Source organism: Thermosynechococcus sp. B3, from assembly GCF_030323045.1.
Classification (GTDB): domain Bacteria; phylum Cyanobacteriota; class Cyanobacteriia; order Thermosynechococcales; family Thermosynechococcaceae; genus Thermosynechococcus.
In genome coordinates this window covers 1,585,021-1,598,794 of the sequence record NZ_CP097584.1, presented here as the reverse complement: position 1 = coordinate 1,598,794, position 13,774 = coordinate 1,585,021, and the positions used below count along the sequence as shown (strand labels likewise).

Below are 13,774 nucleotides of genomic sequence, written 5' to 3'. Positions count from 1 at the left end.
GCTAGGAAGAGCGATTTAGCCACGCAAACACTGCCTCTAGGTCAGTGAAGTCTAGAAGTGCTTCTGCCAATGCTTCGATTTGATCGGGGGAGAGCTGACGAATCCCTTCTTCAAGGTCATTGGGCACACTACCAAACCGCCGCCTTAACTGCCGTAGGACAACGGCTGCTTCTCCTTGCTGTAGCCCTTGTTGCAATCCTTGTTGCAATCCTTGTTGCAATCCCTGTTGCAATCCTTGTTGCAATCCTTGTTGCAGTCCTTGTTGCAATCCTTGTTGCAATCCCTGTTGCAATCCCTGCTGTAATCCCTGCTGTAATCCCTGCTGTAATCCATCCTCTCGCGCCTCAGCATAAACCTCTTGATAAAACCGCGTCCGCTTTAGTTCCTCAGTGGTAAACCCCAGCATGCGCAGCACCTCCTCGCGACTCAGCTTGGTGAATTTGTACAACACAATGGTGGTGATCAACTCCATTATGACTTCTGGCCTTGGAACCGCCTCTATGCGAGTGCGCTCTGCCAGCAACCGTGCTGCTGTCGGCATTTCTGCTTCAGGTAACACTGTGAGCTGCATCAGCGCTAGGCTCAATGGCAACGCCTCAAGTGACCCCAGTTCATTCAAATAGACCCGATGCAGGCGATGACTATTCACCAACACCTCATAGGGGTCAAAGGACACTTGTTCTGCTTGACGATGGGGATAAATCACCACCGCTTGCCAGTCAGAAAAGGTGTGGCGATACAGCCGCAGATAGAGAAAGATTTCCGCAAAGAAGCGTTCATAAAAGGTGTTGTCCCGCTGAAACTGCACTTCACAAAAATAGACTATTCCCGAGGGGTCAGGGGGCACGAAGACGCCATCAATGCGAAAGGCCGTTTGCTTGAGTTCGACGGACTCAAAACGATACCCCTGAGGGGTGTCTCTGCCCAAAAGGTCAAAGAGGGTCTGGGGTAGTTGGGCAAACAGTTGGTAAAAAAGAGAGTCACGGCGCATGGGCTAGGAAGAGCGATTTAGCCACGCAAACACTGCCTCTAGGTCAGTGAAGTCTAGAAGTGCTTCTGCCAATGCTTCGATTTGATCGGGGGAGAGCTGACGAATCCCTTCTTCAAGGTCATTGGGCACACTACCAAACCGCCGCCTTAACTGCCGTAGGACAACGGCTACTTCGCCTTGCTGTAGCCCTTGTTGCCGTCCCTCTTCTCGTCCTTCTTCTCGCCCTTGTGCTCGCCCCTCTTGTAACCCCTCTTGTCGCCCTTCCTCTCGTGCCTCAGCATAAACCTCTTGATAAAATCGCGTCCGCTTTAGTTCCTCAGTGGTAAACCCCAGCATGCGCAGCACCTCCTCGCGACTCAGCTTGGTGAACTTGTAGAGCACAATGGTTGTGATTAACTCCATTATGACTTCTAGCCTTGGAACCGCCTCTATGCGAGTGCGCTCTGCCAGCAACCGTGCTGCTGTCGGCATTTCTGCTTCGGGTAACACTGTGAGCTGCATCAGGGCTAGGCTCAATGGCAACGCCTCAAGTGAACCGAGTTCATTCAAATAGACCCGACGCAGGCGATCGCTATTCACTAACAATTGATACGGCTCAAAACACTCTTGTTCTGTTTGGCGATCGGGATAAATAACCACCGCTTGCCAATCAGAGAAGGTCTGGCGATACAGACGCAAGTAGAGAAAGATTTCAGCAAAGAATCGTTCGTAGAAGGTGTTGTCCCGCTGAAACTGCACTTCACAAAAATAGACTATTCCCGAGGGGTCAGGGGGCACGAAGACGCCATCAATGCGAAAGGCAGTTTGCTTCAACTCGACTGAGTCAAAACGATACCCCTGAGGGGTGTCTATGCCCAAAAGGTCAAAGAGGGTTTGGGGTAACTGGGCAAACAGTTGGTAAAAGAGGGAGTCGCGGTGCATGGGCGAGGAAGAGCGATCGCTCCGACCAGAAACTTCAGAACTAGAGTGTTATGGAGGCAGGTGTTCCCCCTATGCTAAGCTGAGGACTGTATAGAATATGTTGTGGTTTTGCATAGATCCCTATGGCGACGTACTATTACATTCTCGCAAGCAAAAAGTTTTTGACTGAGGAAGAACCCCTTGAGGAAGTGTTTCGCGAGCGACAGCGTCACTACCGGGAGCAGGGTAAGGAGATTGATTTTTGGCTGGTGCCCGAGCCGGCGTTTTTAGAGCAGCCCCAGTTTGCTGAACAGAAGGCGCGTTGTCCACAGCCCGCCGCAGCCATTATCTCCACCAACCAGCAATTTATTCAGTGGCTGAAGCTACGCTTGGAGTATGTGCTAATGGGGCAATTCACCAGCGAGGAGGTTCCGAATCCCCTTGCTTCCCTTGCAAGCGTTTAGGGACAGGCTTGAGCAACAGCGGGATTTTGTTGACGGTAGTCCTTGAGCCAGTCACAGGCACTGGTTAATAACTGTCCTAGGGTGGCCAGCGGGCTAATCAAGACCTCGTCATCCTCGGTACCGATCGCCACATAAAGTTCGTCTTGGCCACTCACATCAACGCTGTAGGGAATGGCAGAAATACGATCAATCAGTGTAATGAGCTGGCCTCTTTGGTTCCAAACCCGCACACTGCGATCGGGGGAGGCGGTGGCGATCATTTCACCATCGGGGCTAAGACCGAGACTGACAATACTCCGCTGGTGAGCACGAAACACACGGGGGTTGCTGGGGGCAGTTTTGCCGTGAATTGACCACAAATAGACGGAGCCACTTTCGCCAGCCGCCGCTAGGAATTGGCCGTTGGCACTAAATTCAAGACTGGCCAGCCATCCTGCATCAGGGTTCAGGCGATAGGCAAGGCGATCGCCCTCAAAATTCCAGACCTCAATTGTGCCCGCAGACCCCGTACTCGCCAGCAGGGGGAGTGTCGGATGGAAGCTGAGGCTCCAAATTTCCCCTTCACTTTTGCGCTTTTGAATGTTCTCTGGCCGCTGGAGGTCAACAAGATAAATAGTGCCTTTTTCATCGCCTGCGGCTAAGTACCGTCGTTGGGGATCCATGGACACGGTGTAGAGGGGAGCCTCGATGGGCAGTTGCCAGATTTGCTGGGAGCGATCCGCAAGGTTCCAGATCACTAATTTTCCCCCTTTGGTGGCGATCGCCACCCGCTGGCCACTGGGACTAAAGAGCACTTGGTTGATGCCTTGAGGATCGAGAACTGGGGTTGTGGCAAGGAGCGTGCCATCCCGTCGCCAGTACTTGACGCGACCATCTTTGCCCCCCGTGACCACTGTGGCTGCTTGGGGATCTAAGGCCACTGTCCAAATACTTTCTTGATCGGCAAACCAGTGTTCCGTGCGGTGATGATCGAGGTACCACAGCGTCATTTGCCCCCCGCGATCGCTACTGAGGAGAACTGACCCCGTTGGATTAAAGCTGACGGTATTGATCAGGCGTTCATGACTCCCCAACTCAGCAATCAGTTCACCCGTTGGCTGCCACAGACGCATCGTGTTATCTGTGCTCAGGGTCAATAGACGATAGCCCACAGGAGACGTACCCACAAAATACACTGGGGCTGCACTGACACGCCATTGATTGATTTGCTGCCCCTTGGTGTTCCAAAGGCGGAGGGTGCCATCTTTGCCTACCGTCGCCAGTTGGCCATTGCTGAGATAGGTCAAACTGGTTTGGGGAACGGGAAGATCGGCTTGGACTTGCCATGCTTGGAGCAGTTCCCCCTGACGGGACCAAACCCGAATCCAGCCTTCTTCATCGGCAGTGGCCAAGCGATCGCCCCTGATGGCATAACTCAAGCTATTGATACTCTGGCTAGGGGTGGGAATAGTGGCCAGTAATTCCCCTTCAAGGCTCCAACGCAGCATATCCCCTGTAGTTGTGGTGGCCGTCAACTCCTGCCCCTCTGGACTAAAGCGAAAGTTATTGATCGGTAAGGCAGGCAAACGCCGTTCAAAGATAAGTTTTTGCAGTTCGACACGCCACAGGGAAATTTCGCCCTTATTATTGAGCAGACCCACGCGATCGCCCGCAGGGCTGATCCGCGCCAGTTTGACATTGCCAATCTCCAAAGACTGGGCACTCAGTCGCTCGCCGTTCACTCGCCAAAATTCGACAAGGCCGCTTTCACTAATGCTGAACTGCTGACCATCAGCCGTCAAAAAGGCCGCCATCAGGGGGGTATTGTCACTCTGCCATTGGTTGCGGGCTTGAATGTGATCGAGGAAAAAATTGAGCACAAAGAGGGGGCGCGTCGTGGGGTATTGACTCAGGGGGCGATCGCCCACCAGTCGTTTTAAGTGGCGTCCTGCCTCAATACCTGCTAAAAGGGCGGGTAACTCTTGGGTTTGAAACTGTTCCAGAAGATCATTACTGGTTTGCTCAAGGGCTAGACTTTCTTGGGCGGCTTGCAGATTCGCATGGGTCTTTGCCAAAATTGCCGCTACCCCTAGAGAAATCACAGAAACAATACCAAGAGCCATGAGGGCGCGGCGGGTCAGACGACTGGCTTTTTGGCGAGCTGCCTCGAGAATGCGGTTGGCAGCACTGATCGCCTCCTTTTCTTGGCGCTCGAGCAGTAACGTGTCTTGAATCGCTTTCTGGTTGGCCTCCTGACTGGCAGAAAGATACTGATAATCCAGATCACTGAGACTTTTGCCACTGGCCCAGATCAACGCTTCCTCAAGGGCTTGTCCCCGCAGGAGACGGGAGCTATCACTCCCCCCAGAGCGCAGCCATGCTTGGAACTCCTCACTGTAGGGGCGCAGTTGTGCCAACTGTTGCTCCACCCACGCAGCGTCAAAAATATGGGCATAGATGGGGTTAAAGACTTGCAATTTGCCTTGGCGCTGACACACCAGTCCCGTTAGAGCGAGGGCACGCTGCTCACTACTGCCATCAAGGGGAATGCCCCCCGTTTCTAAAACCCGCTGATAGAGACCCAAGAGCCGACCGATGCGCTGTTCATCAGCCAGCAAGCGATTGCGAATGGTCTTGAGGTGTTCGGGTTCATCTTGCCGCTCCCAATCCTGAAGGATATGCTCTTGGACAAACTGGGCTAACTGCTGGGAGAGGGTTGACGTTGGCATGAATGACCCGTGGTGTTGCAGCAGGCGACAGAGTTTTTGGGTCAAGAAGGGTTGGCCACCCGTCCAATTGAGAATTTCCGCCAAGAGTTGATCGGGGTTGTCGCTAAGATGGGCAATGCCCTTGAGTAGGGGGGTGGCTTCCGCAAGGGTAAATCCCTGTAAATCAATGGCACAACCAATGTTAAAGGGGGTGCGTTGCTTATCTTGAATCAGTTGATCGGGAGTGGCCACGCCAAAGAGAGCAAAGGTTAAGCGCTGATATTCGGGATAATCTGCCCGTTGGTTGTAACAAGCGCGGATCCAAGCAAAAAAATCATCGGTGGAAAAGGGCAGACTCAACAAACTATCAATTTCATCAATAAAAATGACAAGAGGTTCACGGGTGTGGGCAAGCAGCACTGTTTCTACGAAATCACTGAGGCGCTGAATGGGTGACACCAGCTGGCGATCGCGCCACCAAGAGCGCAAGGAGACCACATCAGTTAACTGAAATCCCTGAATGAGGGCACCCACAAAGCTGGCATACCACTGCTCGGGTTGAATATTTTGGCTGCCAATTTTGGTAATGTCGAGGGCAGCACAGCGGTACCCCATTGTCATCAATTGCTGCGTCACCTGCACCCGCAAGCTGGATTTGCCCATTTGCCGCGAATTGAGAATATAGCAAAATTCGCCAGCGGTGAGGGCAGCCAACAGATCCGCATCCGCTTGCCGTCGGACATAGACTGCCGATGTGGTGGGTAAACTGCCCCCCACTTGATAGGTGGTTGCTGCATCCATTGAGGGTGACCTAGTTGGAAACGGTACGCTCAGGTGCTGTTGACGTGGTTGCCCTCTCTGAAGTGGCCTGACTAGCAAGAAATTCTTTTTCTGTCACTTCTCCCAGTTGCCCCATCGGTTGGGACGGACCATTATTGACACTCACCTTGACAGCGCCAGCATTCCCCGTGCGGACAATTAAACGTTCCTTGGCTTGCCAACTGCGCTCTGTTCCCGACTCCAAAATACCGGCATAGACAACTCGACCATCGGCTTCCACCTCGAGCCACGAGGCATCGGAGAGGGACAACTTGACCTCAACCGTTTCAGGGGTCGTAGGGCTGGGCGTCGGTGTTGCCGCTGCTGTGGGGGTGGGTGTGGGGCTGGGGGACGCGGTAGGGGTCGGTGCGGGGGCTAAATCGGTGATGCTTTGGGCTTGGGGACGAAAGAGATAGGCCAACCCAGCCACTGCCGCTGCCACGAGGGCAAAGTACATCAGGTAGAGGTGAATTGGGCGCAACTGCCAACCTATGCCACCCTTGGGAACACTGGGTTTATCGGGGCGCTCCACAGGGTCAGCCACTGTTGGAAAATTGGCGGCAATACTTTTGCCATCAAGGCCAAGGGCATCGGCAAAACGGCGAATAAATCCTTGGGTATAGACGGGTTCGGGTAACTCCTCAAGGTTGGCATTTTCAATGGCTGCAAGGATTGACTGGCGCACCAACGTTTTGGCGGCCAACTCCTCAAGACTTAGACCCACTTCCCGTCGCTTTTCGCGGAGGAAGGCACCAATTTCTGCCAGTTTTTCTGCCTGTTGATTACTGAAGTGAGGCATCGCTATCTATCTCCTGCCGTCAGTCTATGCCAATTTGCCGAAGAGGGGTTTAGCCATTGGGATTATCCTATAGCAAGCTGCTGTGGATTGGGGGACTGCCTTTGCTAGGCTAGATCTGGCTTTTAGACGCACCTCATTTTTATGACTCAGTTCTCTCCCTTGTACGAAGGCAAGGCAAAGATTATTTATGCCACAGCGGATCCAGACATCTTGCTGGCGGCGTTCAAGGATGATGCCACCGCCTTTAATGCTCAGAAGCGCGGCTCGATCCAAAACAAGGGAGTGATGAACTGCGCGATCGCCAGCCATTTGTTTCAGTATCTAGCGGCTCAGGGCATCCCCAACCATTTTATTGCCCAAGTGGCGCCAAACAAGATGCACATTCGGCGAGTAGAGATTATTCCCCTTGAGGTGGTGGTGCGCAATCGGGCAGCGGGAAGCCTTTGTCGGCAGACGGGATTGCCCTTGGGATTAGAACTCAATCCCCCCTTGGTGGAGTTTTACCTCAAGAATGATGATCTTGGTGATCCGCTGCTCACGGGCGATCGCCTGCGCCTATTGCAGATTGCCACAGATGAGGAAGTCGCAAAGATCAGGGAAATGGCCTTGGCCGTCAATACCCATCTCAGTCGCTTTTTTGCTGAGTGTGGCATTACCTTGGTGGACTTTAAGCTGGAGTTTGGCCGCAGTCCGACGGGGGAGATTCTCTTAGCGGATGAAATTAGTCCCGACAGTTGCCGCCTCTGGAATCAGGATGAAAGTGATCCTGAGAAGCGCATTCTCGATAAAGATCGTTTTCGCCAAGATTTGGGCGCCATTGAGGATGCCTACGCCCTCGTGATGCAGCGAGTGTTAGCCCATAGCGTGAGTTAGCAAGGGGTGGGCAATGACCGTTGTACTTGGCGCCGATGTGGGTGGCACAAAAACTCTCATCGAGTTATGGGATGTGGTGGGTAGCGATTGGCATTTGCTCCACAGGGCGAAATACGCCAGCCGCGATTTCCCTGACTTGACAGCTCTTTTGCAAATGTTCCTCAAGGAGAGTCCTGCCCATCCCCAGCGGGCTTGTCTGGGGATTCCGGGGCCTGTGATTGACCAAGTGGCTCAGGTAACCAATTTGGGCTGGCGGGTCAGTGGTGCTGAATTAGAAACGGCATTGCAGATCCCTTGCGTGACGCTGCTGAATGATTTTGCAGCCGTGGCCTATGGTGCATTGGTGTTACCGCCGACGGATTTTGTTGTCCTTCAGGAGCGACCGCGGCGCCCCCAGGCGCCTATTGCCCTATTGGGAGCAGGTACTGGATTAGGGGAAGCACTGATGATTTGGCAGGGCGATCGCTACCAAGTGATGCCCCTAGAGGGCGGCCACACCGACTTTCCACCCCGCAATGAACAGGAAATGGGTCTATTGCGCTATTTGTGGCAAACCTACGAGCGAGTTTCTGTGGAACGGGTGGTTTCTGGCGCGGGGCTAGTGGCAATTTACGAGTATCTCAAGAGTGTCCACTTTGCTCCCGAATCAGCAGTGGTTGCAGCAGCCATGGCAGAGGTGGAGGATCGCGCCGCCGTGATCAGTCAATACGGCCTTGAGGGGGATCCTCTGTGTGCAGAAGCCTTACGGATGTTTGTGGATGCCTATGGGGCAGAGGCTGGCAACCTTGCCCTGAAAAGTTTGCCCTTGGGGGGGGTGCTGATTGCCGGAGGGATTGCCCCGAAAATTCTGCCGAAAATGACCGATGGCACGTTTCGCCAAGGGTTTGTGAGTAAGGGACGATTTCGCCCCCTGATGGAGCAGTTGTACGTTGCAGTGATTACGAATCCAGAGGTGGGATTGCGGGGCGCGGTACATTTAGCCGCTCAGGGGGCCTAGGGGTTAGAGGTGCTTCAGTTGTGGATAGGCCATTAGCAACTCATCAGCAGTGAGGGTGTCACCAATGGCTTGGGGTTGCCAGAGCAATTCGACCGCCAGTAGGCGATCGCTACCAATGCCTCCCAACTGTTGCAGCGCTTGCCGTAGCTCTAGGTCATTATTGACTGCGGGCAGTTTCAAGCGACCCGTGGCAGCCACCACCAAAGTTACAACAATATATTCACCCACATCATTGCTCACCACAGGGACGATCGCTGTCTGCTTAATTTCACGGCGGTAGTTGGAGAGGGTTTCTGCACTGAGTTTGCTGCGCTCCGCAAGCGCCAGTTGGTTAAAGGCTGTTTCCGCTTGCAGCAGTTTCGTTTCTTGGCTGCTGGCGTGGGCATAAACCCAGTATTGGGGATGGCGCAGCAGAGCAAGCGTTGCCTCTTGCAGCACTTTGGTGAGACCTTCGGGACTTTGGGTATCAGCGGTGAGCGCTAGTTGATTCAGTTCCTCTTGGAGTTCGCGAGCTTGGGCGAGGAGTCCCACATGCAGCGTATGCAGCGAGACCACGGGGTTGTCTTGGTAGATCTCTGAGTCATCGCCGCTATTGCGGAAGTTGCGGAAGGTGGAGATCAAAATATTGGCCAGCACACCAATCATGATGATCGTGAATAGGCCGCCAAAGCCACCGCCAAAACCAAAGAAGGGAATCAGGAAGGGAAAGCCAAAACCACCGCCATAGACTGGAACAGGCTGAGCATAGCCGCCGTAATCACTGCGGGGGGCACGGTAGGAACGGGCGGGCGCCGGACGACTAAAGGAGCCACCCCCGACACGTCCACCACTGCGGGCTGCCCATGCGGCACCACTGTCAAGGACAAGATGGGCAATCAATACCCCCACTGCCACAATTGCTGTCACAGATTTGAGACGTTGCCAAAAAGTTTTCATCATAAATTGTGTTCCCAAGGATTGACACACCGAAGGAGAGGTCCTGCTCTCAGTCTAACGTTTTGTCATCTTTAGAACAGATGGGTAAACCCTACAGCCCTTTTCGCGGGGATGGAACACACTGGCAGCAGTCAAAATTACGGAAGCCTCGCGCCCCCTTGGTGTAGGCCATATTTTAGAAAAGGGCTGTATTACGATATGAAAAGCAAACTTTCGATGAATGCTTTGCCTGCCGAGTTCTGTTCACGAAAACAATGATTGAAATTCCTGAGTCTCTTAAGCCGGTGATTACCTTTGCCCACCCGGTGCTGATGTGGATTCTTTTTGCGCTCACGCTTTATGCCATGTATTTAGGGATTCAAACCCGTCGCCTACGCTCCCTCAGCGGCGAGGAAAAGAAAGCACTGATCCAATCCAAGGTAAATATCAAACACCACCAAGTTGGCGCCATCCTATTGGCTTTGATGGTCATGGGGACGATTGGCGGGATGGCGGTCACCTACATCAATAATGGCAAGCTCTTTGTCGGACCGCACTTGATTGTGGGTCTGACCATGACGGCTCTGATTGCCCTTTCCGCTAGCTTAGTTCCCTTTATGCAAAAGGGCAGTGAGACTGCTCGAGCCCTGCACATGACCCTGAATCTGTTTCTGGTGATCCTTTTTGGTTGGCAGGCGGTGACGGGTCTGCAAATTGTGCAGCGAATTCTCAATGCTAGTTAGATGCGGGTGGCAACCTAGGCAGCGAGCGTAGCAATTGCAAAATCTCTGCAACAAGCGAGGACTTTTGTGCCAGAATATGAGGAGCACTAGTTACAGCCCTTTTCACAGGGATGAATATGCTTAGCACTGCGAAAGCGCGTGTGGGTCAGCATTTCACTTGCCTGATGTACCCAATATTTCAGAAAAGGGCTGTACTGCAAATAATTCCTAATGCAGTGGGTGCTCCTTCGCTTTACTGATTGCAGACAGTTCGCTTTCTGGGTGATCATGACCACACTTTCCCTGATGCCAACGCTTCAAACAGCCGTCCGGGTTGAGCACTTACATAAATCCTTTGGCCGCTTTGCTGCGATTTGCGATGTGAGCCTCTGTGTCCATGAGGGGGAAATTCTCGGGCTGTTGGGGCCTTCGGGTTGCGGTAAGACAACGCTACTGCGCTTAATTGCCGGTCTGGACACGCCAGATGCTGGGGAAATTTGGGTGGGCGATCGCTGTGTGGCAGCGGCAAATGTCTTTGTGCCCCCTGAGCAACGGTCTTTGGGCATGGTCTTTCAGGACTTTGCCCTGTTTCCCCATTTGACGGTGGCGGAGAATATTGCCTTTGGTTTGCAACAACAACGCCTGAGCAAGCAGCAAATTCAGGAGCGGGTGGCAGCAGTTTTGGCTCTAGTGCAGCTGGCGGATCTGAAAAAGCGCTATCCCCATGAGTTGTCGGGTGGCCAACAGCAACGAGTTGCCTTGGCGCGGGCGATCGCCCCCCAACCAGCGGTGATTCTCCTCGATGAACCCCTGAGTAATCTGGATGCCCAAGTGCGACTGCAACTGCGGGAAGAATTACGCACCATTCTCAAGGGCACAGGGACAACGGCAATTTTTGTTACCCATGATCAGGAGGAAGCCCTGAGTCTGTCGGATCGCTTAGCGGTGATGCGTCAAGGCAAGATTGAGCAGGTGGGTAACCCCCAAGACATTTATTGCCAGCCGGCCTCGCGATTTGTGGCAGGCTTCATTACCCAAGCCAACTTTTTGCCGGCCTGTGCCGAAGGGTCTCAGGTGCGCACGGATGTTGGTGTCTTTCCCCTGCCGGAAGCACTCCCCAAGAGGGAAGGGGAGGTGATGATTCGGGAAGAGGATGTGCAATTGCAGCCAGACACTGCGGCAACCAGCTGCTTTGTGATTCGCGATCGCCAGTTCCTTGGTCGCGAGTATCGCTACTGTATTCAACTGCCCTCCGGTCAAGATCTCCACGCCCGCCAGCCCCTTGCTGTGAATTTACCCGTTGGTACCCCTGTGAAAGTGGCCGCGCAAGCGGTGCGTTTCTTTCCCAAGGAACTCTAGTTTAGGGCACGCCCCATATATTCGCCCCAAAGAGCGGCAGCCAACCCACTACTGCCTTGGGTGGGGCTATTATCATCATTGCCCAGCCAAATTCCGGTGAGGACATCAGCAGCGGGCACGTAGCCAATAAACCAAAGGTCGCGGCCATCATTCGTGGTGCCCGTTTTGCCCGCCACGGAACGGCCAATGGCGGCGGCACGACCCGTCCCCCGGCTGACAACAGCTGTCAGCAAATGCGTCATTTCATTGGCGATCGCTGGGTCGAGCACCCGTTGAGGCCTTTCATCACTCGCGGCATAGATCAGGCGACAGGTCTGCCAGTCGTTTGTACTTTTACAATCACCGCCATCGCGCACCGAAACAATGGCATGGGGCGGAATGCGCTGTCCTTCATTGGCGAGTACGGCAAAGGCACCACTGATTTCAAGGAGGGTGACTTCACTTTGACCGAGAACAAGGCCGGGCACCGCTTGCAGAGGCGTCGTAATCCCCATTGCTCTGGCCAATCGAATGGTGGCCTCCAAACCAACGGCTTGGGCAAGACGTAAAGCAATCGGATTTTCGGAAAGGGCTAACGCTGTGGCTAAATCCATCGCACCACCGCCTGCACGACAGCCCTCAAATTGTTGCCCCTGCCAGAAGACGGGCGCGCAGGAAAAGGTTTCACCAGCCCTATGGCCTTGCAGGAGGGCTTCGGTATAGACAAACACCTTGAATGTGGAGCCCGGTTGACGCAGGGCAAGGGTGGCACGGTTAAACTGGCTTTTTTGGTAATCCACGCCACCCACGAGGGCAAGAATCAAACCATCCCTCGGCCGCAGGGTAATCAGTCCCCCCTGATGAACCCCATAGGCGCTGCCAGTGCTGGTGATAAAATTGCGCAGACTGGTTTCGGCCAGTTCTTGCCAGCGGGGGTCTAGGCCTGTCTCCACAATCAGGTTGCCCTCTTGGGCAAGGTTTTCACCGAGGAGTTGGGCAAGTTCCTGATAGACATGATCCGTGTAGTAGGGAAAGCGCTGGGAGGTGAGCAATTCCCGCGCCTTGGGACTAATTTCAATGCGGGAGCGACGGGCGCGATCGCCCTCTTCTTTGCTGATGTAGCCCTGCTGCACCATGCGCAAAATGACCCGATTGCGATAATCCACCGCCGCATCGTAGTCGCGCACCGGGTTAAAGCGGTTCGGTGCTGGCAAAATCCCCACTAGGGTGGCGGCCTCATTGAGTGTCAAGTCTTTGGCAGGCTTATCAAAGTAGAATTGCGCCGCATCCTCAAAGCCGCGATTGCCTAAGCCCAGATACACGCGGTTGAGGTAGGCCAACAGCAGCTCCTCTTTGCTGTAGAAAAATTCCAGCTTCAGGGCAACCGCCATTTCGCGCCACTTGCGGCCGAGGCTCTCTTCCATCCCCACATGGGAACGAAAGAGTGTACGTGCCAACTGCTGGGATAGGGTACTTGCTCCTTCACGTGTTTGGCGGGTTAATAGATTGGTCACCACCGCTCGCGCCATGCCCAGAGGATCAACACCAAAGTGCCAGTAGTAGCGCACATCCTCAGAGGCCAAGACCCCATGGACTAAGTAAGGGGAAAACTCATTGAGCCGTTGCAGTTCGCGGTGGGGGCGATCTTCGACTGGGTTGATCAGTTCCCCTTGGCGATCGAGGAGAATAATCGGCCCTTGCTCAATCGGAGGCAGGGGACGCACCGCCACTTTGCTAGCTTCGGCAGCTAGTAATCCCATTACAAGGCCACTGATGCCGATCGCCCCCCAAATGCTGTAGGTGACAGCATGAACCCAAGGGGGGGGTGGATTGTGGAAGCGGAGGGTAACAGCACCTTTAACCTCTGGGGGGCCAAGGGTAATGACATCGCCGTGGTGCAGTTCACTTGTTTTCAGGCGCTGCCGTTTGCGATAGATGCCGTTGGTGGAGTCTAAGTCTTGGATTTGAAAGACGCCTGTGGGGGTGAGCCGTTTGAGGCGGGCATGGGTACCACTGACAATCTCGGCATCGACAATAATATCGGCACGGCTGTGGCTACGGCCAATAACATAGCGATCGCCAACCAAGGGAAAGACTTGGCGTTGACCTTTGAACTCAACCCATAACTCGGGCGTGCGAGCATTTTCCCGCAGGGAGACCTGTTGCCAATCAAAGCGAGAGTGTACCGTTTGCACCGCTTGGGTGACGGTTTGAGTCATGGACTGCCAAAAATCTCGGGCAGGATTGGGCATGGCAGCAACGATAGGGA

Annotated in this window: 11 protein-coding genes; 5 read left to right on the top strand and 6 right to left on the bottom strand. The window is 54.0% G+C overall.

Translation table 11 applies throughout. The features are described 5' to 3' along the window. Window position 1: 1 nt before the first annotated feature. Window positions 2-991, bottom strand: a complete 990-nt coding sequence (locus M0646_RS08015; RefSeq protein WP_286649495.1) for an Rpn family recombination-promoting nuclease/putative transposase — start codon at window positions 989-991, stop codon at window positions 2-4. Window positions 992-994: 3 nt separating this feature from the next. Continuing rightward, complete coding sequence (locus M0646_RS08010) at window positions 995-1,912, bottom strand: Rpn family recombination-promoting nuclease/putative transposase (protein ID WP_286625252.1); 918 nt, start codon at window positions 1,910-1,912, stop codon at window positions 995-997. A gap of 122 nt (window positions 1,913-2,034) precedes the next feature. Here M0646_RS08010 and M0646_RS08005 point away from each other — a divergent pair, with 122 nt between their 5' ends. Then, on the top strand, window positions 2,035-2,355 hold the full coding sequence (locus M0646_RS08005) for an MgPME-cyclase complex family protein (RefSeq protein WP_011057339.1): 321 nt from the start codon (window positions 2,035-2,037) through the stop codon (window positions 2,353-2,355). On the opposite strand, the gene M0646_RS08000 is transcribed toward M0646_RS08005, so the two are convergent. Both M0646_RS08000 and M0646_RS07995 read right to left on the bottom strand, forming a co-directional pair. Beyond that, window positions 2,352-5,843 carry an AAA-like domain-containing protein gene (locus tag M0646_RS08000; RefSeq protein ID WP_286649494.1) on the bottom strand — a complete coding sequence of 1,164 codons (3,492 nt, stop codon included), beginning with the start codon at window positions 5,841-5,843 and terminating at the stop codon, window positions 2,352-2,354. The two genes, M0646_RS08005 and M0646_RS08000, sit on opposite strands and share 4 nt — an antisense overlap. A gap of 10 nt (window positions 5,844-5,853) precedes the next feature. Further along, the gene (locus tag M0646_RS07995) at window positions 5,854-6,660 is read right to left on the bottom strand and encodes a helix-turn-helix domain-containing protein (protein WP_149819765.1); all 807 of its coding nucleotides are present in this window, start codon (window positions 6,658-6,660) and stop codon (window positions 5,854-5,856) included. A 141-nt stretch (window positions 6,661-6,801) separates the two neighbouring features. On the opposite strand from M0646_RS07995, the gene purC reads away from it, so the two are divergent. Then, on the top strand, window positions 6,802-7,533 hold the full coding sequence (gene purC, locus M0646_RS07990; protein WP_149819763.1) for a phosphoribosylaminoimidazolesuccinocarboxamide synthase: 732 nt from the start codon (window positions 6,802-6,804) through the stop codon (window positions 7,531-7,533). Window positions 7,534-7,546: 13 nt separating this feature from the next. Then, window positions 7,547-8,530 (top strand): glucokinase, encoded by a 984-nt coding sequence (locus tag M0646_RS07985; protein WP_149819761.1) that lies wholly within the window; start codon window positions 7,547-7,549, stop codon window positions 8,528-8,530. 3 nt (window positions 8,531-8,533) lie between these two features. On the opposite strand, the gene M0646_RS07980 is transcribed toward M0646_RS07985, so the two are convergent. Further along, window positions 8,534-9,469 carry a DUF1517 domain-containing protein gene (locus tag M0646_RS07980; protein WP_149819759.1) on the bottom strand — a complete coding sequence of 312 codons (936 nt, stop codon included), beginning with the start codon at window positions 9,467-9,469 and terminating at the stop codon, window positions 8,534-8,536. Window positions 9,470-9,720: 251 nt separating this feature from the next. Here M0646_RS07980 and M0646_RS07975 point away from each other — a divergent pair, with 251 nt between their 5' ends. Together M0646_RS07975 and M0646_RS07970 are read left to right on the top strand one after the other, a co-directional pair. After that, a complete protein-coding gene (locus M0646_RS07975) occupies window positions 9,721-10,188 on the top strand; it encodes a DUF4079 domain-containing protein (RefSeq protein ID WP_149819757.1) in 468 nt (155 codons plus the stop codon). Window positions 10,189-10,455: 267 nt separating this feature from the next. Next, the gene (locus M0646_RS07970; protein ID WP_226971912.1) at window positions 10,456-11,526 is read left to right on the top strand and encodes an ABC transporter ATP-binding protein; all 1,071 of its coding nucleotides are present in this window, start codon (window positions 10,456-10,458) and stop codon (window positions 11,524-11,526) included. On the opposite strand, the gene M0646_RS07965 is transcribed toward M0646_RS07970, so the two are convergent. Further along, entirely contained in the window at window positions 11,523-13,757 is a 2,235-nt protein-coding gene (locus M0646_RS07965) for a transglycosylase domain-containing protein (RefSeq protein WP_286649493.1), read from the bottom strand. The two genes, M0646_RS07970 and M0646_RS07965, sit on opposite strands and share 4 nt — an antisense overlap. Between the last annotated feature and the right edge of the window lie 17 nt (window positions 13,758-13,774).

What these genes read in the sequence shown, in the direction of transcription:
- M0646_RS08015 (WP_286649495.1), bottom strand. Translation starts at nt 991, where the DNA reads ATGCGCCGTGACTCTCTTTTTTACCAACTGTTTGCCCAACTACCCCAG.
- M0646_RS08010 (WP_286625252.1), bottom strand. Translation starts at nt 1,912, where the DNA reads ATGCACCGCGACTCCCTCTTTTACCAACTGTTTGCCCAGTTACCCCAA.
- M0646_RS08005 (WP_011057339.1), top strand. Translation starts at nt 2,035, where the DNA reads ATGGCGACGTACTATTACATTCTCGCAAGCAAAAAGTTTTTGACTGAG.
- M0646_RS08000 (WP_286649494.1), bottom strand. Translation starts at nt 5,843, where the DNA reads ATGGATGCAGCAACCACCTATCAAGTGGGGGGCAGTTTACCCACCACA.
- M0646_RS07995 (WP_149819765.1), bottom strand. Translation starts at nt 6,660, where the DNA reads ATGCCTCACTTCAGTAATCAACAGGCAGAAAAACTGGCAGAAATTGGT.
- purC (WP_149819763.1), top strand. Translation starts at nt 6,802, where the DNA reads ATGACTCAGTTCTCTCCCTTGTACGAAGGCAAGGCAAAGATTATTTAT.
- M0646_RS07985 (WP_149819761.1), top strand. Translation starts at nt 7,547, where the DNA reads ATGACCGTTGTACTTGGCGCCGATGTGGGTGGCACAAAAACTCTCATC.
- M0646_RS07980 (WP_149819759.1), bottom strand. Translation starts at nt 9,469, where the DNA reads ATGATGAAAACTTTTTGGCAACGTCTCAAATCTGTGACAGCAATTGTG.
- M0646_RS07975 (WP_149819757.1), top strand. Translation starts at nt 9,721, where the DNA reads ATGATTGAAATTCCTGAGTCTCTTAAGCCGGTGATTACCTTTGCCCAC.
- M0646_RS07970 (WP_226971912.1), top strand. Translation starts at nt 10,456, where the DNA reads ATGACCACACTTTCCCTGATGCCAACGCTTCAAACAGCCGTCCGGGTT.
- M0646_RS07965 (WP_286649493.1), bottom strand. Translation starts at nt 13,757, where the DNA reads ATGCCCAATCCTGCCCGAGATTTTTGGCAGTCCATGACTCAAACCGTC.